Here is a 25,023-nt window from a genome sequence, read left to right as displayed (position 1 = left end):
CACCGGTGACAACATGACCGTCAACGGCGCGAAGATCCTGTGCGGCAACATCCCCACCAAGAACGCCACGGTCTTCGTGATCGACAAGGTGCTGACCCCGGGCACCAACAAGTAACACCGAACTCCCGAGTCGCCACTACTTCCCTTGCGGGGACTCGGTGTAACGGCCGCCGCAGCTTCGTGGACAACGGAGCTGCGGCGGCCGCAGTTCGTCCACCTCGGTGGCTGCAGACTGGCGGCGGGTTGCAGGAGATCCGCCGCCGGGGGACGCCCTTAGCGGCGGCGTCCCGGTCGGCCGTCGTCACCGCTGGTTCACTCCAGGGCGGTGGCGGCGGCCGGCCCCGGATGTCGCCGGGACGGCCGCGCACCACTTCTCTTCGATGCGCCAGAAGCGCCAGACCGCCAGTGCGGCCAGCCACGTGACGACGAACAGCCCGACGATCACGAAGCCGACGTGGTCCAGATCCACTCCGGCGATCGCCGCGAGCGGGCCGGTCGTGATGCCGAACTCGGGCACGAGGATGGACAGCAGCTCGATCGTCCCGATGATCAGGGCGATCGCGACGGACAGCGCCGTGATGGTGATGTTGTAGAAGATCTTCCGCACCGGCTTCGCGAACGCCCACGCGTAGGCGAAGTTCATGAAGCACCCGTCGGCCGCGTCGAACAGGGTCATCCCGGCCGCGAACAGGATCGGCAGCACCAGGATCGCGTACCAGGGCAGGGAGAACGCCGCCGCCCCGGCGGCGAGCACGAGCAGGCCGATCTCGGTGGCCGTGTCGAACCCGAGTCCGAAGAGGACACCCACCGGGTAGATGTGCCACGGCTTGCGGACGGCTTTCGTGGCGCCACCGAGGATCCGGTTCAGGAAACCGCGCTTGTTCAGCTGCGATTCCAGTTCGGCTTCGTCGAAATCGCCGTGGCGCATGCTCCGGAAAACGCGCAGGATCCGGCCGAGCACGACGAGGTTCACGATCGCGATCAGGTACAGGAAGACACCGGAGGTCGACGTGCCGATCACCGTCGTCGTCCGGTGCAGCGCCGACCCGTCGTCGGTCACCTGGCCGGCGAGCGCCCGGATTCCCAGGGACAGCAGCAGGCACAGCAGGAAAACGACCGTGGAATGGCCGAGCGAGAACCAGAAACCGACCGACAGCGGCCGTTGTCCTTCGGCGAGGAGCTTGCGGGTCGTGTTGTCGATCGCGGCGATGTGGTCCGCGTCGAACGCGTGCCGCATGCCCAGGGTGAACGCCGTGACGCCGAGGCCCACGCCGAACACGCCGGTGGCTCCCAGCGCGTAGTGGTGGGGTGCCACCACGAATCCGAGCACGCCCCAGCCGGTCACGTTCAACGCCAGGATGACCGCGGCCATGCCGGCGATCGACCGCCGGTCGCGTGAGGACAGTCGGGCGGAACGGGGAATGGTGTTCATGGCCGCCTCGGGTTCGGGGAACGCAGCTGAGCGGGGAACGACTGCGACACTAGACAGATGAACAGACCGAAAGCAACGGCCGAACAGTGCGACCTTGATATGTGTCCAGCTGTGCAGGTAAGCAGTTCGTTGTGCTCGGAAACATTCACCTGTTCGGGCGTGAACCGGGCCACATCCGTCTGCGAATGAGTAGGTGCTTGCCCGGGAAACGGGCTCGGCGGCTGTTCCCGCATCGGGCGGGAGCGACCCGGAACGGCGCCGGAAACGGTGCCGGCTGCGAAAGGTCTGCTGCATGTCAGTACTGCCCCCGTTCCGCCGGACCCGGCGTGTGGGCCTCTCCCTGCTCGCGGTGGGGAGCATCGTGCTCACGAGCGCGCTGGTCGGCCTGGGAACCGATCTCGCCGCCGCCTCGAGCCACCGCGAAGCACCGCTCATCGCCGGCGACCCGCCGGTCGACAACACCGACGTCTACGCCTTCGTCAGCCCCGACAAGCCGGACACCGTCACGCTGGTCGCGAACTGGTACCCGTTCGAGGAACCCAACGGTGGCCCCAACTTCTACCCCTGGGCCGCCGACGCCCACTACGACATCAACATCGACAGCGACGGCGACGCCAAGCCCGACCTGACCTACCGGTGGACGTTCAAGACCGACGACCGCCGCGGCAAGTCGACCTTCCTCTACAACAACGGCCCGGTCACCTCGCTCGACGACCCGAACCTGTTGTTCCGCCAGAGCTACAACCTCGACGTCATCGACAAGTACGGCCGGTCGAAGAACCTGGTGCGCTCGGGCAAGACCGCCCCGTCGAACACCGGTGCCGCGTCGATGCCGAACTACGGCGCGCTGCGCGACCAGGCCGTGACGAACCTGCCCGGCGGCGGCAAGAGCTTCGCCGGCCAGGCCGACGACTCCTTCTTCCTCGACCTGCGCGTGTTCGACCTGCTCTACGGCGGCAACCTGTCCGAGGTCGGCCAGGACACGCTGCGCGGCTACAACGTCAACACCATCGCGCTGCAGGTCCCGAAGTCCGCGCTGGCGCTGAACGGCAACGCCACCCGCAACCCGGTGATCGGGGTGTGGAGCGACACCGAACGGCAGTCGCTGAGCATCAAGACGCCGGGCAAGGACACCCAGGCCGGCCCGTACGTCCAGGTCTCGCGGCTGGGCAACCCGCTGGTCAACGAGGTCGTCGTGCCCGCCGGGCTCAAGGACAAGTTCAACGCGCTCACCCCGGACCAGGACCACAACGTCCCGGAGCTGGTCAGCCGGGTCACCGACCCCGAGGTGCCCAAGCTGATCCAGGCCATCTACGGCCTGCCGGCGCCGGCGACCCCGCGCAACGACCTGGCCGAGATCTTCCTGACCGGCGTCACCACCAAGGCCGGTGGCCCGATCAAGGCGGACCTCAACTCGCAGCTGAACAACGCCGACGTCAACGCCAAGAGGTTCACGCCGTCGGAGATGCTGCGGCTCAACACCGCGGTGCCGGTCGCGGCGAACCCGAACCGGCTCGGCGTCCTCGCCGGTGACCTGCAGGGCTTCCCGAACGGGCGCCGTCTCACCGACGACGTCGTCGACATCGAGGTCCAGGCCCTCGAAGGCGCCGCCCAGACCGGCGTCATCGTCCCGGCGCTCGCGACCGGGGACAAGGTGAACGCCAACGACGTGCCGTTCGGGAGCGCCTTCCCGTACGTCGCGCTGCCGCACAACTCCGCGGTGAACGCGGGCGGTGGCGGCGGAGGCGGGGCCGTCGGCGGGAGTGCCACGTCAGGAGGAGCCGCCGGTCCCGCTGCCGGCGCCTCGTTCCCGGTCAAGCCCGCGCTCGGCGGCCTGGCCGCCGCGGTGCTGCTGGGCTCGGGCGTGTGGTTGCTGCGCCGCCGTCCCGGGACCGCGGCCGAATAAGTCCACCGACGCCGGTGGCGGGTGTTCGGCACCCGCCACCGGCGTCCGGCCGTGAGGTCTCCGCATGTCCGAACGTTCCCCCCGGCCGCGCCGGATCCTGGCGGTCGTCGTCCTGGTCGCCGGCGTGGTGACGCTCGTCGCGAGCGTCTCGGCCGGGCAGTCCGCGCCCGCCGCGGGTCCCGCGCCGGTCCCCGTCGCGCAGGACACGCTGGCCCACAGCATCGGTGTCGCGCAGGACAAGCTCCGCCGGACGCCGCAGGACCCGCTCACCTGGGCCCAGCTCGGCTCCGCCTACGTCGAGCAGGCCCGCATCACCGCAGACCCCGCCTACTACCCGAAGGCCCAGGGCGCGCTCGAGAAGTCCCTGCAGCAGCAGCCCGACGGGAACGGCGCGGCGCTGATCGGGATGGGCGCGCTCGCCAACGCCCGGCACGACTTCGCCGCCGCGAAGACCTGGGGCGAACGCGCGGAAGCCGCGTTGCCCGACACTGCCGAGTCCTACGGCGTGCTCGCCGACGCCCTGACCCAGCTCGGCGACGCCGGCGCGGCCACCGACGCGATCCAGCGGATGCTCGACCACAAGCCCGGCGTCTCCTCCTTCACCCGCGCCTCCTACGACCTCGAGCTGCACGGCCGGATCGACGACGCGCGGGCGGCGCTGCAACGCGCGGTCGCCGACGCCACCAGCCCGAGCGACGTCGCCTTCTGCCGCTACTACCTCGGCGAACTCGCCTTCAACTCCGGCCAGCTCGACGACGCCGCGGCCGAGTACGACCAGGGGCTGGCCGTCGACGCGCAGAACGTCTCGCTGCTGGAAGGCAAGGCCAAGGTCGCCGCCGCGCGCGGCCGGGTCGGCGACGCGCTCGCGGGCTACCGCGACATCGTCGCCCGGGTCCCGCTGCCGCAGTACCTGCAGGAGTACACCGACCTGCTCGTCGCCTCCGGCCGCAAGCCCGAGGCCGAGCAGCAGTACGCGGTGCTCGACAGCCAGCAGCGGCTGTTCGCCGCGGCCGGCGTCACCGACGACCTGACCGCGTCCGCCGTCGCCGCGAGCCGCGGCGACAACGCCGGTGCGCTGACCCACGCGCAGGCGGAGTGGGGACGGCGGCAGAACGTGCTCGTCGCGGACGCGCTCGGCTGGGCCCTGCACCTCAACGGCCGCGACGCCGAAGCGCTGCCCTACCTCGACCGCGCCGCCGCCCTCGGCGGGCGCACCGCGGCCTTCGCGTACCACCGCGGCATGGCCCTCGCCGGCGTGGGCCGCAAGGCCGACGCCGTCGCGGCCCTGTCGGACGCGCTCGCGATCAACCCGTACTTCTCGCCGGTCGGCGCGCCGGACGCGCGCCGAGCGCTCGACCAGCTCAAGGCGGCGTGATGAAACGGCTCGTGGCCGTCCTGTTCGGACTGCTGGCGCTCGCGCTGCTCACCGCGCCGGCCGCGGACGCCCATCCGCTCGGGAACTTCACCGTCAACCACTACGACGGCCTGACGCTGCGCCCCGGCGGTATCGACCTGCTGTCCGTTGTGGACAGTGCCGAGATCCCGACGGTGCAGGACAAGCCGTCCGTCGACACCGACCACGACGGCGTCGTCAGCGCCGCGGAGGCCGGCACCCGCGCGGCCGGTGACTGCGCGGCCCTGATGGCGGCCACGCCCGTCACGGTCGACGGCCGGCCCGTGCCGTTGACGCTGCGCACCAGCACCCTCGAGTTCCCGCCCGGACAGGCCGGGCTGCCGACCAGCCGGCTCTCCTGCGCGATGTCGGCGTCCGCGCGGCTGGACCGGGCCGCGACGCTGGTGCTCCGCGACGACTTCCGCACCGACCGGATCGGCTGGCGCGAGATGACCGCCGTCGGCGACGGCGTCCGGCTCCCGGCCGATGGGCTGCCGGCCACCAGCGTCAGCAACGAGCTGCGCGCCTACCCCGACGACCTGCTGGCCAACCCGCTCAACGTCCGCGGGGCCACCCTGCGCGTCGAACCCGGCATCGGCGGGGGCGCGGCCGCGGACGCCGCCCCGCACCTCGGCCCGCTGGACGCGGTGGTCGGCACGGTCACCCGGACGTTCACCGACCTCGTCGGCACCGACGACCTGACGCCGGCGGTCGGGCTGCTGGCCGTGCTGCTGTCGCTGGTGCTGGGCGCGTCGCACGCCGCGCTGCCCGGGCACGGCAAGACGCTGATCGCCGCCTATCTCGCGGGCAAACGCGGTTCGACGCGCGACGCGCTCGTCGTCGGCGCCACCGTGACGGTGACCCACACCGCCGGGGTGCTGGTGCTGGGGCTGCTGATCAGCGGGTCGAGCGCGCTGGCGGGGGAGAGCGTGCTGAGCTGGCTCGGTGTCGCGAGTGGACTGCTGGTGACGGGGATCGGCGCCTGGCTGCTGGTGTCCGCGCTGCGCAACCGCGCGAAGCAGGTGCACGCGGAGCCGGTGCTGGTCGCCGCCGGAGCCGTCGCCGACGCTCCCGCGCATGGACACGGGCATGGGCACGGCCATGGACACGGTCACGGGCATGGCCACGGGCACGGACATGGCCATGGGCACGGCTTCGGGCGTGGCGGGCTGATCGGGATGGGGGTCGCCGGTGGGCTGGTGCCGAGCCCGTCCGCGCTCGTCGTCCTGCTGGGCGCGGTCGCGCTCGGCCGCACCTGGTTCGGCGTCCTGCTGGTGCTCGGTTACGGGTTCGGGATGGCCGCCACGCTGACCGCCGTCGGGCTGCTCCTGGTCCGGCTGCGCGACCGCCTGGACACGATGCGCCGCATGGACCGGCTGCGGGCCCGGGCGGCCCGGCTGTCCGGCTGGATGCCGGTGCTCACCGCGACACTGGTGCTGGTGGTCGGGCTCGGCCTGGCCGTCCGCGCCGCGACGGGAAACGGATGACGATGCGCGCGACCCTCGCCCTGGCCTGCTGCCTCCTGATCGCCTCCTGCTCGGCCGCCCCGCCCGATCCCGGGCCGGTGTTCGACAACGAGGGCAACCAGGCGGTCGGCTGCATGAAGCACCAGCCGGCCGGGCCGGGGGCCCGTTACCTCGACCCGGGACAGGTCCGCACGGACGAAACCCTTCCCCTGCTTCGGTACTACACCGCCAACGGCCGCAAGGCCTACTGCGACCACGCGGCACCGTCGGCGGCCGACCGGGCGTGGGCCGGGGTGTACGTCAGCCTCGGCGCCGAGCGCGCGAACGTCGCGGGCCTCGTGGGTTAGCGGCGCTCAGCGGGTGATGAGGCCGCGGAGCTTGGCCGCGGCCAGCCGGACGCGCGACTTCACGGTGTTGACCGAAACTCCCTGTGCCGCGGCGATGTCCCGGTAGGTCAGGCCGTCGATGTAGGCCTGGGTCAGCAGAATCCGCTGCTCCGGTGGCAGCTGCGCCAGTGCGGCGCGGATCTGGTGCACCTGGACGCCGTCCAGCACGTGCTCGCTGGGGTCGGGCTCGGTCGAGATCTGGGCCCGGGTCGCGATCAGGGTGTCGCGTTGCCGCGCCGCCTGCGCCGAGCGGACCCGGTCGACCGCCCGCCGCCGCGCGATCATCGTGACCCACCGGGCGCCGGTGCCCTGCGCTCCGTCGAACCGCGCGGCGGTCGACCAGAGCTCGAGAAACGTCTCCTGCGTGACTTCTTCGGACTGGGCGTGGTCCTGCACGACCGTGAAAACGGTGTGGAAGACCAGGCCGAAGAATTCCCGGTACAACCGGTCGAAGGCGGACCGGTCTCCGCCGGCCACCCGTTCGAGCAGTTCTTCCATGGCTCTGTCCCAGCCTCGGCAGTCTGGTCGGCAAAAGTGAATGCATTTCCAGCAGCGAGGTCCGGGCTGCCCCTTTACGGAAGGTTCGAGGCGACGTCTCGCCCAGCTTGGTGCGAGCCGGCGGTTAGGCCATCGGGGTGATTCCCCGCCGGATTCGTGGCCTGTTTCCTGGCTTCGCCACGGACGTCGTCGCAGGTCGCGGCCGCCGGTGGGCACGTCGGCGGTGGTGCGGGCCGAACAGGGGGATGAACCCGATCGGGGGTGCCTCCGAATCGTGGTTGTCGGCGGACACCGGGTTCCCGGGTGATCCGGCTGGATCTTCACCAACGAGCCCGCCCGGCGCGGCCGCGAGCGGAGCGCAGAGAGCGTGATGTCGAATGCGATCGTCCAGGAACGACAGGGTTTTCGGCGGCAAGCCGGTGCTGGGAATCGCGAAGGAGAGTGACCGCAGGGCCTTCCTGCGGATGGCGGGGCTGGTCGGGGTCGGCGCGACGCTGGTCGCCGGCGGCCTCGGATCAGCGGTGACCGCGGCGATCGCCGCGCCGGCCGCGGGTGACGCGGGTGATCTCGAGATCCTCAACTACGCGTTGACGCTCGAGTACCTGGAATCGGACTTCTACGCCATGGGGCTGACGAAGAACCTCGTCAGCGGGCGCGAGCTGGAGCTGATCACGGAGATCGCCGACCACGAGAGCGCGCACGTCACGGCGGTCACGGCGCTGATCAAGCAGCTCGGCGGCACCCCGGTCGCCAAGCCGGCGATCAAGTACCCGGCCGAGACGTTCGCCGACAAGGCGGGCTTCCTCAAGTCGGCGTCGACGTTCGAAGAGGTCGGGGTGACGGCGTACCACGGTCAGGTCGGGCTGATCAAGAGCGCCGACGTGCTGAAGGCGGGTGCGTCCATCGCCGGGGTGGAGTCGCGGCACGCGGCCGTGCTGGCCTCCCTGATGGGCGGCGAGCCGTTCCCGGCACCGATCGAGAAGCAGCGGACGAAGGACGAAGTCCTCGCCATCGTCAAGCCGTTCCTCTCCTGACTTCCCGACTCCGTAAGGAAAACCATTCATGAACAGGCGTGATCTGATCCACGGGCAGGCCACCGAGGTGTCGCCGCAGCTGGCGCTCGGTGCGCTCAACAACCGCTGGGCCCTGGCCCAGGCCGGCGACTTCGGGAGCGACCTCGACGTCCTCAACTACGCGTTGACGCTGGAGTACCTCGAATCGGCGTTCTACGTCCAGGGCAACAAAGCCGTCTCCCTTTCGGGGGCCGAAGCCGACTACCTCAAGAAGATCCAGTCCGACGAGGAGTCCCACGTCACCACCCTGACCTCGACGATCAAGAAGCTGGGCGGGACCCCCGTCGAGGCGCCGATGGTGAACTTCGGTGCCGCGTTCGAGAACCGCATGAGCTTCCTGAAGACGAGCCACACCTTCGAGAACGTCGGGGTCGGCGCGTACCTCGGCGCGGCCGGGTTCATCAAGGACAAGACCATCCTGCAGGCCGCGGCCGGGATCTTCGGCGTCGAAGCACGGCACGCGGCGGTCGTCGGGAACCTGCTCGGGCTGCCCGCGAAGGGCGGGGTGTTCATGGGCAACACCGAAACCCCGAAGGACAAGGCCACCGTGCTGGCCGCCGTCGCGCCGTTCCTGGTCGCCACGCCCACCGTCCCGGCCGGTGCGCCGGACATGGGCGCGGGCGGGACGAGCGACGGCACGACCGGCACCGTCCTCACCGCGACCGGCGCGGTGCTGGTCGCCGGTGCGGCGGCGACGGCGGTAGTGGCAGGCCGTCACCGCCGCGCCGACTCCGGCGAAGGACCCGATGCCTGACGCGGATCCCGCGGAAACCGGAGCCGGTGGGCGTCGCCGCAACGTCCGCCGGCTCCTCCTCGCGCTCGTCGTGGTGCTGGCTCTCGCCGGCGGCGTCCTGATCTGGGTGGGCGTGACGCGCCCGTCCGGCCCGGGGCCCGTCGCCTCGGCCGGTAACATCCCGGCGCCGACGACCGCACTGTCCACTCCGGACCCGACGACCACCGCCCCGCCGGTTTCCCGGCCGCCGGTTCCGCTGTCCCGGTCCGCGCCCGTTTCATTGCGGGTGCCGAGCATCGGGGTGAGCAGCTCACTGCTGTCCCTGGGCCTGAATCCCGATAGGACGGTCGAATCCCCCAAGGACTTCGGCAAAGCCGGCTGGTACGACCTCGGGCCGACACCGGGCGAGGTGGGTGCGTCGGTCATCCTCGGGCACATCGACTCCTACCGCGGCCCGGCGGTGTTCTACCGGCTTGCGAAGCTCGTGCCCGGCGCCCAGATCCTCGTCCTGCGCGGTGACGGCAGGACGGCGGCGTTCACGGTCGACGCCAAGCGGCAGTACCCGAAGAGCGGGTTCCCGGCGAACGACGTCTACGGCGCGGTGGACTACGCCGGGCTGCGGCTGGTCACCTGCGGCGGCGAGTTCGACCGGGCCGCGCGCAGCTACCTGGACAACATCGTGGTCTACGCGCACTTCACCGGAACGACCTGAGTGGACGGACCGGCGTTCAGGTTGCTTCCATGTCCACGTACGGCCCGTCCCCGGTCCGCCGTGGCGCGGTCACCGGCTGGGTGGTCGCCGGTGTGTCCAGGAGCAGCCGCGTCACCGCTTTGCGCGGGTCCAGGCTGCGGAGCTGGTTGAGTTCGCCGAGCGGTTTGCGCAGTTGCTCGAATTCCGGGCCGAGGTCGTCGGTGATCTGCTGGTGGGCGTTCGCGAGCGCGTCCTTGGCCTTGTGCGCGGCCTTGCGGACGGTCGTGAGAGCGCCGGGAAGCCGTTCCGGGCCGAGAATGAACAGCGCGGCGACCAGGAGGACGAGCAGGTGTTCCGGGCTGAGTCCGAGCATCGTGGCCCCGTTCGAGGTGCGGGCAGGGGCGGTGCCGGATCCCCCGACGGGACCCGGCACCGGCCCTTTCCCGGTCAGTTGGCGGCGCTGGTGTTCACTTCGCCGTTGACGCCCTTGGGGAAGAAGCCGCCGGACTTGGCGGCCTTGTTGGTCAGGTACACGATGTTGAGGACCTGGCCGGGGGAGCGGCTGTAGGCGATGCCGTTGGCGTCGGTGGGGACGATGTTGGCGTTGCCGTGGCTGTCGATGACGCCCTGGTCGTCGTCGGTGGGCCCGTCGAGGCTGTCGCGGGCGGCGGACAGCTTGAGCGTGGCCTTGCCTTCGCCGCGCTGGTAGAGGGCGCTGCGGATGTTGGCCGCGTGGTAGGCCTCGACGGCGAGGATGCCGGCGGCGGCTTCGAGGTAGGTCTTGTTGGTGATCAGCGGGGCCGCGCCCTTGTAGGCGGTGACGCCGACGTCTTCGAAGAGGAACGCGGCGAGCAGGAAGTTTTCCTCGCAGGAGAAGGCGTCGAAGCTCTGGCCGGGCTTGACGAGCCCGGCGGCCTGGGCCGCGGCGGTGAAGCTGGCCCGGAGGTCGATCGCCGGACGGCTGACCGCGGCCGAGCCGAGCGCCGAGCGCAGGAACTGGACGTGCGCCTTCTCGTCGCCCGCGATCTCCTGGGCGTACTGCTTCGCGGCTTTGGTCTGGAACCGGACGGCACGGCCGCCGGTGACGCCGCCGCGGGCGCCGGTGCCGGTGGTCATGGCGTCGTCGAGTCCCTTGCCGGTGACGGCGTGCAGGTAGAACTCGGCTTCGAGGTACTCGAGGTTGAGGGCGAAGTTGAGGACGGCGCCGTCGCTGACGCCGCTCGGCGCGGCTGCGGCGGCGGGTCGTGCGGTGGCCGCGGACGCGGGCCCGGCGACGAGGCCGCCGAGGGCACCGGCGCCGACGACGCCCAGGCCGGTCATGCCGGCCGCCTTGAGGAAGCGGCGGCGGTCCTGGTCGTTCTCGGCGCTGCGGTTGATCATCGCTGCGGCATAGCGTTTGCCAAACACGGACGAACTCCTCACCCGCCCGCACGCGGCGGGCGTAACCCAGCGCCGGATTCCCGGCACTGGGCGGATCCTTCGTGGACATTGCCCTTTCGGGGCCGTCGAAGCCGCGGATGGGTCAATCCCCCGGGCGGGTTTCCCGGCGTCGTGCGAGGAGCGCCACGCGGAGTGTCCATTCAGGTCACGGGGGTGACCGGCTTGGGGGTTTTACGCCTTTCGCGGCACGAAAACCCGACATTTACCCGCTACCCAGTGGTAGCAAACCTCTTTTGAGGGAAAGAAAAAACTTCAATCTCCACCCAATCCGGTGAGGGTCTTCGCCCCGAAACCTGACTGACGGTGAAGTCCAACCCTGAAGGGGGGTGAGATGGATGGATACTTCCCAGACGGATTACGCGCTGGTCCGGCACCCCCTGGTACTGAGGGTGCTGGTCGTGGCCGGCGCGTTGTTCGGATTCACCCTGCTGGCCTTGGCCGTGTCGGGGGCCGCGGACGCTTCGGAAGGTTCGCCGCCGCCCGGCCTGCTCGACGGAGCCGGGCAAACCGTGCACGGCGTGCTCGAGCCCGTGGAACCGGTGCTGAAGCCGGTCACGGGCACGGTGCACGACGTGACGGCACAGGTCGCTCCGGCGGCAAAACCGGTCACGGGCGCAGTGCACGATGTGACGGCACGGGTCGCTCCGGTGGTGAAGCCGGTGACGGGCGCAGTGCACGATGTGACGTCACAGGTCGCTCCGCTGGTTAAGCCGGTGGCGGGCACGCTGCACGCGGTGTCGTCGCTGGCGGAGCCGGTGGTGAAGCCGGTGACCAGCGGGCTCGAGCCCGTGCTCGCGCCGCTGACGCGGCCGGTGCTGCAGGCGGCCGAGCCGGTGTTGTCGGCTTTGCGGCCGGTCACCGAGCCCGTGCTGAATGCGGTTTCTCCGGTGACTTCGCCGGTGCTGCGCGCTACTGCTCCGGTGACCGCACCGGTGGTGCGGGCGATCGGGGCCGAGCACGTGGCCCCGGTGCCGACCGGGAAACCGGCCACGCCTGCGCCGCGCGGAGACACCACTGCCCCGTGGGCGGTGGCCGGGCATCCCGTGACGGTCGCTTCGGTCGTCGAGCAGGGTGACACCCAGCGTCGTCACGACGCTCAGCTCGGTTCCCGGCACCTCGCCGGGGATACGGACGCGGCCGGCGTTGCCGGTCCGATGTCCGGATCCGGCGGCGGCGGTTTGCCCGCCGACGTGTCCGGGATGAGCGGCGCGATGTCGGCGGGTTCCGGTGGGCAGCACGGTGGTGAGTACGCCGTGACCGCTGCCGGGACCGGCACGCCCGGGACCGATCGATCCTGGCGGGCGCCACCCGCGGGCTCGTGGTCGTTGCACTGGCTGGAGTTCTACGGCAACGATCATCCGAGCTGACGAACCCTTTCCACCTCAATCCACATCGGACGGATGGTAAGGAAAGGGAAGTCATGCACAAGTACGTGCGACGCGGCCTGACCGCCGCATTCATCTCCGGCGGGTTCGTCCTGCTGGGCAGTGCGGTGGCCAGTGCGGACACCGTCAACTCGGGCCCGCTGGGCGGGCTCGGCACCACGCTGCACTCGGTCGTGGCCGGCACCGCCACCGGCGGCAACGGCGGGACCTCGGGCAACGGCGGGAACGCGAGCAGCGGCAACACCGCGGTCAGCGGGAACTCCGGCAGCTCGGGCAACTCCGGCTCCACCGGCGGCAACAGCGCCTACGGCGTCTGCGTGCTGGCCAAGTGCAACACCACGGTGTCCTCGGGCAACTCCGGGAACACGGGCGCGACCGGCTCGACCGGGAACGCCTCGAACACCAGCACCACCACCGGTGGCCACTCCGGGAACGCCGGCAACGGCGGCTCCGGCACGTCGGTGGCGTCGGGCAGGAACACCGCGGACACGCGGGGCGCCCGCGGCGTCCTCGGCTCGGTGACCGGTACCGCGAAGGGCGGCAACGGTGGCAACTCCGGCGACGCCGGGAACGCCACCAGCGGCAACTCCGCGACGTCGGGGAACTCGGGCAACTCCGGGAACTCCGGCTCGACCGGCGGCAACAGCGCCTACGGCCTGTGCCTGCTGGCGCAGTGCACCACCTCGGTGTCCTCGGGTGACTCCGGGAACACCGGCGCCACCGGCTCGACCGGCGACGCGACGAACACCAGCACCACCACCGGCGGGAACTCCGGCAACGCGGGCAACGGTGGCGACGCCACCGCCGCCGGCACCGGCCAGAACTCCGCCGGGAACAACGGTGGGCACCGCTGGAACCAGGGTGGCAGGAACAGCGTCCTGGGTTCGGTCACCGGCACCGCCACCGGCGGCAACGGAGGCAACTCCGGCGACGCCGGCAACGCGAACAGCAACAACGGCGCGGTGACCGGGAACTCCGGCAACTCGGGTGACTCGGGTTCCACCGGCGGCAACACCGCCATCGTGTGGACCCTCGGCGGCCAGAACACCGGCCGTGGCCACCAGAGCGGCTGGAACAACGGTGGCTGGAACAACGGTGGCTGGAACTCCGGCTGGAACCACAACTCCGGCTGGAACAACAGCTGGAAGCACGAGGGCACGAAGTCGGCCACCACGGTGACCTCGGGCAACTCGGGTGACACCGGCGCCACCGGTTCGACCGGCGACGCGACCAACACCAGCACCACCACCGGCGGTAACTCGGGCTGGGCGGGCAACGGTGGCGACGCCACCGTCGTCAGCACCGGCAAGAACTCCGCCACGAACACCGGTGGGCACAGCTGGAACCGTCACAACCAGGGCGGGAACAGCAGTGTTTCGGGCAAGGTCACGGGCACCGCGACCGGCGGCAAGGGTGGCAACTCCGGCGACGCCGGTAACGCCACCAGCCACAACAACGCCGTGAGCGGCAAGTCCGGCAACTCGGGTGACTCGGGCTCGACCGGCGGCAACACCGCCGTCACGTCGGCCCGCGGTGGCCACCAGGGTGGCTGGAAGCACGAGAACGGCACGAAGTCGGCCACCACGGTGACCTCGGGCCACTCGGGTGACACCGGCGCCACCGGCTGGACCGGCGACGCGGGCAACACCAGCACCACCACCGGCGGGAACTCCGGCTGGGCGGGCAACGGCGGCGACGCCGGCGTCATCGCCAGCGGCTGGAACACCGTCGCGCACGGCCCGCACACCGTCTGACGGTCAGCGGGGAACACCACGGCGGGGCACCGGAGGAATCCGGTGCCCCGCCCTCTTTTCGCGGTATCGCCGAGCTGTGACCGGAGGTCAGTGGGGCAGGTGGACGTCGTTGCCCGAGCCGATCGACAGGTGGCTCAGGTCGGCGCCGATGTTGCCGCTCAGGGCGCCTTCGCCGATGTTGCCGACGACGTCGTGGACGTCGGAAACACCAGAGACACCGGAGTGCGAGCCGATGTCGCCGATGTGGTTGGTGACGTCGCCCAGGTGGGTGGTGACGTCGCCGAGGGTGCCGTTGTGCGAGACGTCGCCGAGGTGCGCGGTCGCCTGGTTCACGACGTCGCCGACGGTGTGCTCCAGGCCGGTGTTCGCGCCCAGCGAGCCGGTGAGGTCGCCGATGGTCGAGCCGACGCCCTGCGCGCCGTCGACGGCCGAGGTGAGGCCGGAGACGTTCTGCAGGCCCGAGGTGAGGTTGCCGCCGTCGAGGGCGCCGGTGACGTCGCCGCCCATGACGTGCCCGGTGACGTCGCCGACCGCGCCGGTCACGGTGGTGACCGGGTCGAGCTGGCCGCCGCCGACGTGGTCGATGCTGCCGGCGAGGTCGCCCGCGGCGGAGAACGGGTCGGTGATGTTCTGGGTGAGGGCAGTCATCCCGCTCACCGCGCCGAGGACGTTGTTCTCGGAGGTGGCGTCGCCGAGGGCGAGGTTCTGGGTGAGGGCCTTGAGCTGGTCGATGGCGCTGGCCTGGCCGGTGATGGAGTCGAGGTTCAGGCCGTTCTCGCCACCCAGGTTGCCGACGGGCGCGAAGTCGAGCACGAGCGGCAGGATGTCGTGCAGGTCGGCGCCGGAGATGTCACCGAGGCCCGCGTCGTTCAGCGTCTGCTGCGGGTCTTCGCCGAAGGAGCCGCGGGCGGACGGGTCGTTGAGCAGGTTGAGCGTGAATTCGTACAGCGACTGCGCGGGGTTCATCGACCAGGCTCTCTGTGGGGGACAGGTGACTTCGCCGATCACGGGGATCGACCGTGCCGACGCTAGGACCGCGCCGGTGACGGGCACATCGGGTCTGACGCCTAGTCACGATCTTGGCCACCCCTGAGGGGGACGTGTCAGCCGTTAGGGGATCGGGCGCGGATGTGGCGTGGGTCTCTTCGCAGAACCCGGGGACGCACCGCCCATCTGCGGGCGCACGCTGGCTCGAACCTCTTGCGGTGACCAAAGCGGGTCGCCGTGTGGGAGGTGCCGACCGTCGTGAAGGAGCTGCTGCCTGCGCAGCTGCGTGACCTGCTGACCGGGATCACCACCCGTCCGGAGGACCCGGTCCGGGTGATCCTGTCCGGTCCGCCCGGCCACGGGAAGTCGACGGCGCTGGCCGTGATCGCCCGGCACTACCGGGACGCCGGCGTCCCGGTGATCCGCCGCGACGCGCTCGCCGAGGCCGGGGCCGGGGCGGCGATCCTGCTCGACGACGCCGACACCCTCACCGACCCGGCGCTCGTCGGCCTGGCCGGGGCAGCCACCCGGCTGGTGCTCACGCACACCCCCGGCGCCGCCGGGGCCGTCGCGGCCGAACTGGTCCGGCCCGGGACCCGGCACATCCGGCTCACCGCGTGGACCGCCGCCGACGTCACCCGGTTCGCGCAGGGAACGCTCGGCCGTTCCCTGACGCCCGAGCAGGCGGCCGCGGCCCAGCGCGCGACGGCGGGCGTGCCGCGGCTGGTGACGCACTGGCTGCCGGGCCCGGGGGAGCTGGTCGACGAGCTGCGGGCGGAACTGGACCTGCTCGGCGAACCGGGGCAGACCTACCTCGTCGCCGCGGCCGCCGGGAGCGGCCGTGACCTCGAGCTGCTCGCGGCCGCCCTGGACCTGGGCCGGGACGACGTCTCCGCGGTGGTCACCCGGGTCCGCGCCGCCGGGCTGCTGGCCGCCGACGACGGCGTGCCGCCGGTGGTCGTGCGGGCGGTCCGTGACCACGTCGGGGTGGATCGCCAGCTCACGGTGCTCGTCCGGATGCTCGACGTCCTGCTGGCCGCCGGGCAGCCGGTGCGGCCGGTCGCGCGTGAGCTGCTGCGGCTGGGGGCCGCGGGCGAGGTCGTGCGCGCCGGTCTCGAGGCCGCGGCGGCCGAGGCACTCACGGACGACCCGGCGCTCGCCACCGACCTCTACGCGGCCGCAGCCCAAGGCGGCAGCTCGCGGACGCGGCTGGCCCCGGAGTGGGCCGGCGCCGCCGTCCGCGCGGGACGGCTCGACACGGCGCTGGCCCTCGGCGACGAACTCCTGAACTCCGCCCAGCCGGCGGACCGGGCCCGCGGGGCGCTGATCTCGGGCACGGTCATCGCCCGACGCGGCGACCTGGCCCGGGGCGCCGAGCTGCTGCGCTGGTCAGGGGAGCCAGGCGCGAGACGGCTGGCCGACCTGGCCGGCATCGCCCTCGGCGAGGCCGAGTTCAGCGGGGTTGGGCTCGGTGAGGCCGGGTTCAGCGGGGTTGGGCTCGGTGAGGCCGGGTTCAGCGGGGTTGGGCTCGGTGAGGCCGGGTTCAGCGGGGCTGGGCTTAGTGGGGCCGGGCTTGGTGAGGACCGGGCGGGAGGGGCTGGGCTGAGTGGGGCCGGAGTCAGCGAGGCTGGGCCTGGCGGGGCCGGGCTGAGCGGGGCCGGACTCGGCGAGGACCGGGCGGGCGGGGCCGGACTCGGCGGGGCTGGGCTCGGCGGGGCGGGGCTCAGTGGGGCCGGACTCAGCGAGGCCGGCGCCGGTGAAGCCGGGCCGCTTCCGGCCTACGGTCACGTCGCCGGGCAGGTGCTGGACGGGATCCGGGCTTCCGTGTCCGGGCGTCCCGATGCCGCGCTGGCGACCTTGCTGGCCGCGGCCGATTCCGCCGCGGCCACCGGCACCGGTCACCTCCTGCCGGATTCACCGGCTGCGCTTGCCGCCCTGGTGGCGTTGCACGCCGCCGAGTTCGATCTCGCCCACGGTGTCCTCACCCGGGCGGGCGGCGGCGACCGGTACACCCTCCTGCTCGGCTGGACCGCCATGCTCCGCGGTGACCTGGCCGCCGCCGGAACGCACCGCGCGGCCGTGCGTGGCCCGCTGGCTCCGCGCGACGAGCTCTTCCTCCACGCCCTCGAACTGGGGCTGGCCCGGCGCAGCGACACCCCGGACGCCGTCCGCGCGCGCTGGCCCGCGGCCTACGAAGCGATGATGCGCCAGCCCGTCGACCTGTTCACCCTGCTGCCGCTGGGAGAACTGCTCGTCGCGGCGGCCCGCGTCGAGGAGGGTTTCCGCGTCGCCTCCCACCGCGCTCGCGCCCTCGCCCTGCTCGAGCGGCTCGGTGCTCCGGCGTTGTGGTCCACGTGGCTGGCCTGGTCGACGTTCCACGCGGCGGTGATAGCCGGCGACCGCGAGACGGCCCGCGAGGCGCTGACCCCCCTGGAAACGTCGGCCGGCCGGCTCGCGCCCACGCTGGCCGCGGCCGGCGGCGTGTGGCTGGCGGTGCTCGGCGGCACCGTGGACGTCGACGCCGTGCTCGCCGGGGCCGAGTCGCTGCACCGCGCCGGACTCCGCTGGGATGCCGCGCGGCTGGCCGGGCAGGCGGCGATCCGCGTGACCGACCGCAGCGCGATGGTGACGTTGCTGCGTGCGGCCAAGCGGTTCTCGTCCGGGATCACCGGCGGGACGGGGACGGCGGCGCCGGCCTCCGCGCCCGCGCTGACCCCGCGTGAACAGGACATCGGGCATCTGGTCGTGGCGGGCCACACCTACCGTGAGATCGGGGAGAAGCTCCACATCTCGGGCAAGACCGTCGAGCACCACATGGCCCGGATCCGCGGCAAGCTGGGCGTCACCGACCGCCGCACGATCGCGACGCTGCTGCGCGGCATGCTGGGTGAACCCGGCTGAGCGTCCTCAGTGGAGCCAAGAACATGGCGTGGCACCAATCCGAAAGGGGCTTCGGCCGCGAACCACCAGTGCAGTCAACCCTGTTGGGAGGATCCATGCCCCGCGTGACCGTCGGCCACGAGAACTCCGCATCGATCGAGCTGTACTACGAGGACCACGGCGCCGGGAAACCGGTCGTGCTGATCCACGGCTGGCCGCTGAGCGGCCGCTCCTGGGAAGCGCAGGTGCCGGCGTTGGTCGACGCCGGTTACCGCGTCATCACCTACGACCGGCGCGGTTTCGGCCGGTCGTCCCAGCCCTGGGGCGGCTACGACTACGACACCTTCGCCGCCGACCTCGAAACCCTGCTCACGCACCTCGACCTGCGTGAGGTCACGCTCGTCGGCTTCTCCATGGGCGGCGGCGAGGTCGTCCGCCACATCGCCGCGCACGGCACCGGGCGGGTCGCCAAGGCCGTGCTCGCCGCGGCCGTCCCGCCGTACCTGTACCGGAGCGACGACAACCCGGACGGCGGTCTCGACGACGCCACGATCGGCCAGTTCGAAGCCGGCGTCCGCGGTGACCGCCTCGCCTTTCTGAAGCAGTTCACGACGGACTTCTTCAGCGCCGACGGCAAGCTGCTGGTGAGCGAGGACCAGCGGGCGTACGCGCAGGAGATCGCGGCGTTCGCGTCGCCGAAGGGCACCCTCGACTGCATCGCGGCGTTCGGCCGCACGGACTTCCGCGCCGACCTCGCCAAGATCGGCGTGCCGGTACTGGTGATCCACGGCGATGCGGACGCGATCGTGCCCTTCGAGGTCAGCGGCAAGCGCTCGGCCGACGCCCTCAAGGACAGCGAGCTGGTCGTGATCGAGGGCGGCCCGCACGCGATCAACGCGTCCCACGCCCAGGAGTTCAACGACGCGCTGCTGACGTTCCTGGCCCGGGGCGCCGCGTGAGCGCGGCGGGCGCGGTCCACCACATCCGGCTGACCGTCACGGACGTGGCTCGCGCGCGGGACTTCTACACCGGCGTGCTCGGCTTCTCGGTGGCGGTGGACGCGTTGCCGCCACAGGAAGATCCGGACTACTGGCTGATGGTCCACAACCTGCAGGGCGGGATCGTGCTCACCAATGGGCAGCTGCAGCTCGGGTTGCGGCCGTGCAGCGACCCGCGCCGCGCGGCCGGCGACCGGTTCGACCCGCTGCGCGTGGGGCTCGACCACGTCAGTTTCTCGGTCGGCAGCCGCGCGGACCTGGCCGAGATCCGGGACCGGTGCGCCGCGGCGGGGCACGAACACGGTGAGCTCGCCGAGCTGCCGCCGTTCGGCATCGCGGTGCTGTCGATCACCGATCCCGACGGCATCCAGCTCGAGCTCACCGCGCCGCTGGACCGGTGAGCCGTCACCCACAGGCGTGGTCCGCGCGGAACCACCTGTCTCCGTGGGACTCCAGGCTCGAACAACCCGTGATCAAGCCGGACACCCGGTCCGGTGCCGATCAGGTCCGTGTTCGTCCGAGGAGAAGGAGATCCACCGTGAGCACACTCCGCCGTCGCATCCTGGTGACCGCCGCGCTGCCCGCCGCGGCGCTCGGCTTCCTGCTGGCCGCCCCGGGCGCGGCCTCCGCCTCGACCACTCCAGCCACCAGTGACCACCACCAGCATCACCACCACGGTCTGGGTCTCAACCTCAGTATCGTGCTCGGCCTGCAGATCTCCGGCGGCGACTGGCACGACGGCGACTGCGACGGCTACGACGGCCTGCTCGGTCTCTGACCCACGGCTGACTCTCCCCGCGTCCCCACCGGCCTTCGCGCCGCGCGCCCGAGGACTCAACCGAAGGACCGGCTCGAGCTGTCGGTCCCGTTGCACGAACCGGAATTTCGTGGCTTCCGTGGCGGTTCGACAGCTTCGATTCACTGCTCGAGCGGCGGATCGGCGGCTTCCGGGCCCCGAAGCAGGAACCGTTACCCGACGGGCATTGCCCACTTGCACGCTCGGCGAGCCCGGCCGGTTGCCTTCTCCCGGTGTCTGAATGATCGCAGGTCGAGGCCGGTTTTCCGGGTTTACGCTGACGCGATGACGCTGGGGATGGACCGGGATGCGACGACGCATCGCCGGTGGCAGAACACTTTTCTGGCCGGGGCGATCGTCTTCGGCCTGGCCGCGCTCGGTGACGCGGCGGGGACGGCCTACGCGCTGACCACGCCCGGATACGTCTTCGGGGACGGCGAGTTCGCGGGCGAGCTCATGGTCTTCGTCCTGGCCGCGGCCCTGATGTTCGGCTGCGTGGCCTTCGGGCGGTGGCACGACCGGCGGCGCGCTGCGCTCGTTGCCGAGCACGGGCACTGGCTGCCGGCGCCGACCGGACGCAACGGCCTGGGGTCGGTGGACCTCGACGTCGAGACCGCGCGATTGCGGCCGTTGGCGCTGCGCTCCGTGGGCTTCGTGTTCGTGTGGCTGGCCGTGCTCGCCGGGGTGGTCGCGGGTTTCGTGGCGATGGGCGCGTCGGCCGACCACCTGCTGAAGACCGGGGCGCGCGTGACCGGTGAAGTGCTGGGCGTCTACAAGCACAGCCGGGGCCCGGACACGATTTACGTGGCGTATCCGGTGGGCGACGGCCATTTCCGGTACGCGGACATCGTCTGGGACTCCGATCGGCAGTACACCAAGGGGCAGCCGATCACGGTCTTCTACGACAAGGCCGACCCCGATCGGGTGCGCACGCCGGACGAGACCAACGACGACCAGACCTGGATGTGGGCGCTGGCGATCGGGGTGATCGCCGGGGTGAGCGGGCTCGTGCTCTCGACCATCGCCGCGGTGAACTGGCGGCGCCGCTACCGCGCGGTTTCGGCCACGGGCTGGCGGAGCGCGTCCGTGACCGTGGTGCCGGACTACCCGGTCCGCAAGGGCCGGCACATGCCGGACATCACCGTCGCCTACCGCGACGGCAGCCGGATCACGCTGCGCGCGGCCACGTCGTCGCACGGCTCGGTGCCGTTGAAGCACGAGCCGGACCGGCAGGCCTGGATCGGCGGCACCGACCGCGACATGGTGGTCCTCTTCCCGCACGGACGCTGGCGTGAGCCGCCCTTCGCCGTCCCGGCCTACGCGCTGAACCTGCGGTCCAGCGCGAAGGAGGCGGCACCCGTCCCGGAGGACCCGGAGGCGGCGGCGCTGGTGCAACGCAGGTTGCGCTGGTTCCTGATCGGGATGGCGGCCTGGTACGCCGTGCTGATCGCGGTCTGTGCCGTGCTGCTGGCGCAGGACCTGGTGTGGCCCCTCGTCTTCGTCGGGCTGGTGGGCTCGCTCGCGCCCGTCCCGCTCGCGCGGATCGCCTTCGCCTGGATGCAGGCGGCACCGAAGGAGAAATGACTGACGGCGGGCCGTCTCCCCGGAGCAGGGGAGACGGCCCGCTGACGGGAACCCGGGCTCAGCCGTGAGCCGCGGCCACCGCCGCGGTGGCCGGCTGGTCCGCGGCCGGCGGCATCAGCTTCGGGTACTCCTTCTGGAACTTCTCGATCATCGTGGCGGACGGGACGATCCGGTTCGGGTTGCCCTGGCTCGTCGCCTGCTTCTCGCCCCAGGCCCCGGCGGCCTTGCGCTGGTCCGGGGTGCCGTGGCTGTGGAAGCAGTCACCGATGGAGGCGTCCAGGTAGGTGACCTCCTGCTGGGTGCGGGCGTTCCACGCGAAACCCTTGGCGTGCGCGACGAAGTAGCCGCCGTACGCGTCCGGGCCCATCTCCGACGACTCGTTGCGCGGGTAGTTGTCGTGCGCGAAGTCGACCTGGTGGCCGTACTCGTGGCCGACCACCGACTCCACCGAGACGTCGTCGAACCCGAGGAGGTCGACGACGTCGAGCAGGCCGTCACCGAGCGCCACGCGCTTGCCGCCGAGGCTGCCGGCCGGGGCGGAGAACGCGTTCAGGGTGATCAGCGGGTTGCGGCCGCCCTGCAGCGCCGGCACCTCGTAGAGCACCTTGGTGGCGAGCGCGGCCGCGTCCTTGACCTTGGCCGGCGCGAGGCCGAGGCCGAAGGTCTGCGCCATCTTCGCCTGGCTGCCGAGATCGGTGCCCTTCCAGGCGACGAGCTGGATGTTCCAGCTCTCGATGTCCCAGAAGGCGCGCAGCTTGTCGATCGTGGCGGTGGCGCGCGGGGTGTACTGGCCGTCGGTGCCGAAGACCTGCGGGGTCTTGTCGGTCGCGACGCCCTGGACGTAGAGCTGGCTGAGCCCCGAAAGCGCGTCGAGCGCCTGGCCTTCGAGCGGGGTGAGCTGCGACGCGAGGTTGTTCGCGTAGGTCAGCAGCGAACCCTCGGTGCAGCCCGGGATCGGGCCCGCCGCGGCCTGGCTCCGGGGGCCGATCTTCGGGATGGGCGACTCGATGAGCCGGTCGACGTCGCGCAGCGCGCTCGCGGGCAGGCCGTTGTAGAGGTCGATGACGTCCTGGTACAGCTGCGCGACGTCCTGCTCGACGGTGGACGGTGCGGCCGCTGCCGCGGGAACGGCCGTGGCGAGCGCGAGCGCCGCCACGGTGCCCGCTGCCATGAGCGTTCTGCCGAGGAATCCGGTCCGGTTGGGCAAGGTGGTCCCCTCTTCTGTTCCGGTTCAAGATCACGAAGCTCCGCCACAGTAGGGCGGTTGCTGACGGCGAAACCGGGGCCGGGACAATAACCCCGGAATGGCCCACGTCTTCCGGAGGGTTTTCGCGGTGTGGGCATCGGCCGAAAGTACTAGGAGCCGGCGGCGTGGCGACCTGTTCCGAGAGACCGGATCGTTACTCAACTTGGGGCAGGGGTGGAACGTCTTGAAGGGCGTGAGAGTGATCCGCATCGCCGGGCTCGGCCTGGTGGCCGTGCTGCTGGCCGCGTGTAGTGGACAGACCGAGACCGGGGGGACCGCCCAGGCGGTCGGCGCCGCCGGGCCGACCGGGACGGCGACCGTGCCCGGGGTGCCGGCCGCGACGGTGGCGTTCGAGGGCGGCGACCAGCTGAGTCCCAAGGACCCGATCGTCGTCCGGGCGTCGGGCGGCACGCTGCAGGCGGTCACGGTCACGAACCCGCAGACCGGCAACGCCGTCAAGGGCGCCCTGTCACCGGACAAGACGACCTGGACCAGCAACGACCGCCTCCGGTACGGGGCCACCTACCAAGCGGTCGCGACCGCGGTGAACCCGGCGGGTGCGGCGAGCGAGCAGCGCGGGGAGGTGCGCACGATCAAGCCGTCCGGGGTCGCCACCGCCTCGCTCTTCCAGCCGTCGTCGGGCGATTTCGGCGTCGGCCTGGTTCTCGGCCTGAAGTTCGACCACGACATCACCGACAAGGCCACGGTGGAGAAGTCCTTCAAGGTGACGTCCTCGCCCGCGCAGGACGGCGGCTGGTACTGGGTGGGCAAGCGCGAAGTCCACTACCGGCCCAAGGAGTACTGGAAGGCCGGCTCGACGGTGAAGCTCGAGACCACGACCTTCGGCATGCCGATCGGGGGCGGCGTGTACGGCGGCCAGGACGTCTCGGCCACCTACAAGGTGCACGACTCCTGGATCGCCAAGGCGGACGGCAAGACGCACCAGATGAAGGCGTTCCACAACGGGCAGCTGGTGAAGACCGCGCCGATCAGCATGGGCAAGACCGTCGACACCCCGCCGCGCGGCCCGACGCCGACCTTCAACGGCACGCACACCGTGCTGTCGAAGGTGGACCACACGATCATGGACTCCTGCAGCTACGGCGTGTGCGAGGGCGACCCCGGCTACTACAAGGCGCCGGAGAACTGGGACGTCCGGATCTCCAACGACGGCGAGTACCTGCACGAGAACCTGAAGACGGTCGGCGTGCAGGGCAGCGACAACGTCTCCAACGGCTGCCTCAACATGAACACCGAGAACGCCAAGTGGTTCTTCGACAACTTCAACGCCGGCGACGTCGTCGAGGTCACCAACTCGGGCGGCCCGCAGCTGTCCATCAACAACGGCCACGGTGACTGGGCCATCAGCTGGAGCGCCTGGCAGGCCGGCAGCGCCCTGCGCGGCTGAGCCGCGGCCACCGCCGTGCGCACGGCGGTGGCCGCGGTCAACTCCGTTGCCTCGCGGGGATTCAGATGCCCATGCTGGTGCCGAGGCTGTCCAAAGCCTTCTGCACCAGGGCCTGGGCGTTGGCGTTCAGCGCGGAGTTCGCGCCGTTCACGACCCAGGACGAGCCGGAGAAGATCACCACGGTCACGCCGTTGTCGACGCCGCCGGTGGTGCCGCTGCTGGGAATGCCGAGCGACGAGGCCGCCTTCACCGACGCCTCACCGAGTTCGCGCGAGTCGTTGTCCGAAGTGGTCTGGTCGTTCCCCGTCTGCGTGTCGCCGAAGATCGCGCCGATCACCTTGCTCTTGTAGAACATCAGCGCGAACTGGCGGCCCTTGATGCCGTGCTCCTTGTAGAAGAAGTGCGGGCACGGGCTCTTGCGGTCGTAGCAGTCGTCACCCAGGACGTAGAACGGCACGTGGTGCGCGGCCAGCTGGTCGCCGTTGCTGTCCTGGAAGGTCGTCTCGTCCTGGTGGTCCGGGTCGGAGTCGGGGTCGCTGCCGTCGTCGTCGACGGCCAGGGACGAGCTGTAGGCGTAGACGCCCGACGACACCTGGAACACGTTCACGTTCTGGGACCGCGTCATGGTGTTGATGTGGGGCTTGGAGTTGACCTTGTTCGCGGTCGTGCTGTTCTTCTGGACGCCGGCCAGTACCTCAGCGGCCGTGTAGGTCTTGTCTGCCGTGGCCGGGGAAGCGGTGGCCGCGTCGGCGGCCTTGACGCCGAGCGGTGGCGCGATGAGCGTCAGAGCCGCGGCGGCTACCACGGCGAAGCGCTTGCGGGATGACATGGGCGGGGACCCTCCATCGTTAGTTAGGAAAGTTACCTAACATAGGGAACCATCTGTGGTCCCGGTCACGTAGGATTTTTACCAACATTTTGGAGAAATGTTCCGCTCTTCGGGGCACGTGGCTCTCCGGGTAGCCCG

23 protein-coding genes are annotated in these 25,023 nt (G+C 71.2%); 16 read left to right on the top strand and 7 right to left on the bottom strand.

Annotation, left to right across the window (positions count from 1 at the left end; translation table 11 throughout):
- Nucleotides 1-115, top strand: a 115-nt coding sequence (locus VA596_RS30460) for a fasciclin domain-containing protein (RefSeq protein WP_323331648.1), incomplete at its 5' end; no start/stop codon positions are given.
- A gap of 186 nt (nt 116-301) precedes the next feature.
- On the opposite strand, the gene nicT is transcribed toward VA596_RS30460, so the two are convergent.
- Nucleotides 302-1,432 (bottom strand): Nickel transporter NicT, encoded by a 1,131-nt coding sequence (gene nicT, locus VA596_RS30455; protein WP_323331622.1) that lies wholly within the window; start codon nt 1,430-1,432, stop codon nt 302-304.
- 292 nt (nt 1,433-1,724) lie between these two features.
- Here nicT and VA596_RS30450 point away from each other — a divergent pair, with 292 nt between their 5' ends.
- The 4 genes from VA596_RS30450 to VA596_RS30435 all read left to right on the top strand — a co-directional run bounded on the left by VA596_RS30450 (nt 1,725) and on the right by VA596_RS30435 (nt 6,544).
- Nucleotides 1,725-3,338, top strand: coding sequence for a DUF4331 domain-containing protein (locus VA596_RS30450; protein WP_323331621.1), 1,614 nt, complete (start codon nt 1,725-1,727; stop codon nt 3,336-3,338).
- Nucleotides 3,339-3,402: 64 nt separating this feature from the next.
- Nucleotides 3,403-4,713, top strand: a complete 1,311-nt coding sequence (locus VA596_RS30445) for a tetratricopeptide repeat protein (RefSeq protein WP_323331620.1) — start codon at nt 3,403-3,405, stop codon at nt 4,711-4,713.
- Nucleotides 4,713-6,218: a nickel/cobalt transporter gene (locus tag VA596_RS30440; protein ID WP_323331619.1), complete on the top strand. Its 1,506-nt coding sequence runs from the start codon at nt 4,713-4,715 to the stop codon at nt 6,216-6,218. The genes VA596_RS30445 and VA596_RS30440 overlap by 1 nt, the downstream gene beginning before the upstream one ends.
- Nucleotides 6,215-6,544 (top strand): hypothetical protein, encoded by a 330-nt coding sequence (locus VA596_RS30435; RefSeq protein ID WP_323331618.1) that lies wholly within the window; start codon nt 6,215-6,217, stop codon nt 6,542-6,544. Before VA596_RS30440 ends, VA596_RS30435 begins: the two co-directional genes overlap by 4 nt.
- A gap of 6 nt (nt 6,545-6,550) precedes the next feature.
- Here VA596_RS30435 and VA596_RS30430 read toward each other — a convergent pair whose 3' ends face one another.
- Nucleotides 6,551-7,081 (bottom strand): sigma-70 family RNA polymerase sigma factor, encoded by a 531-nt coding sequence (locus tag VA596_RS30430; RefSeq protein WP_323331617.1) that lies wholly within the window; start codon nt 7,079-7,081, stop codon nt 6,551-6,553.
- A gap of 377 nt (nt 7,082-7,458) precedes the next feature.
- Here VA596_RS30430 and VA596_RS30425 point away from each other — a divergent pair, with 377 nt between their 5' ends.
- From VA596_RS30425 to VA596_RS30415, 3 genes are read left to right on the top strand one after another with little or no spacing between them, the layout of a single operon-like run.
- The gene (locus VA596_RS30425; RefSeq protein WP_323331616.1) at nt 7,459-8,115 is read left to right on the top strand and encodes a ferritin-like domain-containing protein; all 657 of its coding nucleotides are present in this window, start codon (nt 7,459-7,461) and stop codon (nt 8,113-8,115) included.
- 28 nt (nt 8,116-8,143) lie between these two features.
- The gene (locus tag VA596_RS30420; protein ID WP_323331615.1) at nt 8,144-8,908 is read left to right on the top strand and encodes a ferritin-like domain-containing protein; all 765 of its coding nucleotides are present in this window, start codon (nt 8,144-8,146) and stop codon (nt 8,906-8,908) included.
- The gene (locus tag VA596_RS30415; RefSeq protein ID WP_323331614.1) at nt 8,901-9,599 is read left to right on the top strand and encodes a class F sortase; all 699 of its coding nucleotides are present in this window, start codon (nt 8,901-8,903) and stop codon (nt 9,597-9,599) included. Before VA596_RS30420 ends, VA596_RS30415 begins: the two co-directional genes overlap by 8 nt.
- Before the next feature lie 16 nt (nt 9,600-9,615).
- On the opposite strand, the gene VA596_RS30410 is transcribed toward VA596_RS30415, so the two are convergent.
- Together VA596_RS30410 and VA596_RS30405 are read right to left on the bottom strand one after the other, a co-directional pair.
- Nucleotides 9,616-9,951, bottom strand: a complete 336-nt coding sequence (locus VA596_RS30410) for a Sec-independent protein translocase family protein (protein WP_323331613.1) — start codon at nt 9,949-9,951, stop codon at nt 9,616-9,618.
- A 74-nt stretch (nt 9,952-10,025) separates the two neighbouring features.
- A complete protein-coding gene (locus tag VA596_RS30405) occupies nt 10,026-10,985 on the bottom strand; it encodes a ferritin-like domain-containing protein (RefSeq protein WP_323331612.1) in 960 nt (319 codons plus the stop codon).
- A 368-nt stretch (nt 10,986-11,353) separates the two neighbouring features.
- On the opposite strand from VA596_RS30405, the gene VA596_RS30400 reads away from it, so the two are divergent.
- Together VA596_RS30400 and VA596_RS30395 are read left to right on the top strand one after the other, a co-directional pair.
- Nucleotides 11,354-12,385 (top strand): hypothetical protein, encoded by a 1,032-nt coding sequence (locus tag VA596_RS30400; RefSeq protein ID WP_323331611.1) that lies wholly within the window; start codon nt 11,354-11,356, stop codon nt 12,383-12,385.
- Between the two features lie 53 nt (nt 12,386-12,438).
- On the top strand, nt 12,439-14,157 hold the full coding sequence (locus VA596_RS30395; RefSeq protein ID WP_323331610.1) for a beta strand repeat-containing protein: 1,719 nt from the start codon (nt 12,439-12,441) through the stop codon (nt 14,155-14,157).
- Between the two features lie 87 nt (nt 14,158-14,244).
- Here VA596_RS30395 and VA596_RS30390 read toward each other — a convergent pair whose 3' ends face one another.
- The gene (locus VA596_RS30390; RefSeq protein WP_323331609.1) at nt 14,245-15,123 is read right to left on the bottom strand and encodes an IniB N-terminal domain-containing protein; all 879 of its coding nucleotides are present in this window, start codon (nt 15,121-15,123) and stop codon (nt 14,245-14,247) included.
- A gap of 279 nt (nt 15,124-15,402) precedes the next feature.
- Here VA596_RS30390 and VA596_RS30385 point away from each other — a divergent pair, with 279 nt between their 5' ends.
- The 5 genes from VA596_RS30385 to VA596_RS30365 all read left to right on the top strand — a co-directional run bounded on the left by VA596_RS30385 (nt 15,403) and on the right by VA596_RS30365 (nt 21,402).
- Nucleotides 15,403-18,045: a helix-turn-helix transcriptional regulator gene (locus tag VA596_RS30385; RefSeq protein WP_323331608.1), complete on the top strand. Its 2,643-nt coding sequence runs from the start codon at nt 15,403-15,405 to the stop codon at nt 18,043-18,045.
- A gap of 95 nt (nt 18,046-18,140) precedes the next feature.
- Nucleotides 18,141-18,983, top strand: a complete 843-nt coding sequence (locus VA596_RS30380; RefSeq protein WP_323331607.1) for an alpha/beta fold hydrolase — start codon at nt 18,141-18,143, stop codon at nt 18,981-18,983.
- Entirely contained in the window at nt 18,980-19,423 is a 444-nt protein-coding gene (locus VA596_RS30375) for a VOC family protein (RefSeq protein WP_323331606.1), read from the top strand. The genes VA596_RS30380 and VA596_RS30375 overlap by 4 nt, the downstream gene beginning before the upstream one ends.
- Before the next feature lie 137 nt (nt 19,424-19,560).
- The gene (locus VA596_RS30370) at nt 19,561-19,800 is read left to right on the top strand and encodes a hypothetical protein (RefSeq protein ID WP_323331605.1); all 240 of its coding nucleotides are present in this window, start codon (nt 19,561-19,563) and stop codon (nt 19,798-19,800) included.
- A gap of 303 nt (nt 19,801-20,103) precedes the next feature.
- Nucleotides 20,104-21,402, top strand: coding sequence for a DUF3592 domain-containing protein (locus tag VA596_RS30365; RefSeq protein ID WP_323331604.1), 1,299 nt, complete (start codon nt 20,104-20,106; stop codon nt 21,400-21,402).
- A gap of 58 nt (nt 21,403-21,460) precedes the next feature.
- Here VA596_RS30365 and VA596_RS30360 read toward each other — a convergent pair whose 3' ends face one another.
- Nucleotides 21,461-22,573 carry a hypothetical protein gene (locus VA596_RS30360; RefSeq protein WP_458364021.1) on the bottom strand — a complete coding sequence of 371 codons (1,113 nt, stop codon included), beginning with the start codon at nt 22,571-22,573 and terminating at the stop codon, nt 21,461-21,463.
- Between the two features lie 274 nt (nt 22,574-22,847).
- On the opposite strand from VA596_RS30360, the gene VA596_RS30355 reads away from it, so the two are divergent.
- Nucleotides 22,848-24,056, top strand: a complete 1,209-nt coding sequence (locus VA596_RS30355) for a L,D-transpeptidase (RefSeq protein WP_323331647.1) — start codon at nt 22,848-22,850, stop codon at nt 24,054-24,056.
- A 61-nt stretch (nt 24,057-24,117) separates the two neighbouring features.
- On the opposite strand, the gene VA596_RS30350 is transcribed toward VA596_RS30355, so the two are convergent.
- Entirely contained in the window at nt 24,118-24,885 is a 768-nt protein-coding gene (locus VA596_RS30350) for a glycoside hydrolase family 75 protein (protein ID WP_323331602.1), read from the bottom strand.
- Nucleotides 24,886-25,023: the final 138 nt, after the last annotated feature.

The sequence above is a fragment of the Amycolatopsis heterodermiae genome (assembly GCF_034929455.1).
Classification (GTDB): Bacteria; Actinomycetota; Actinomycetes; order Mycobacteriales; family Pseudonocardiaceae; genus Amycolatopsis; species Amycolatopsis heterodermiae.
This window is presented reverse-complemented; position numbering and strand designations above follow the sequence as displayed.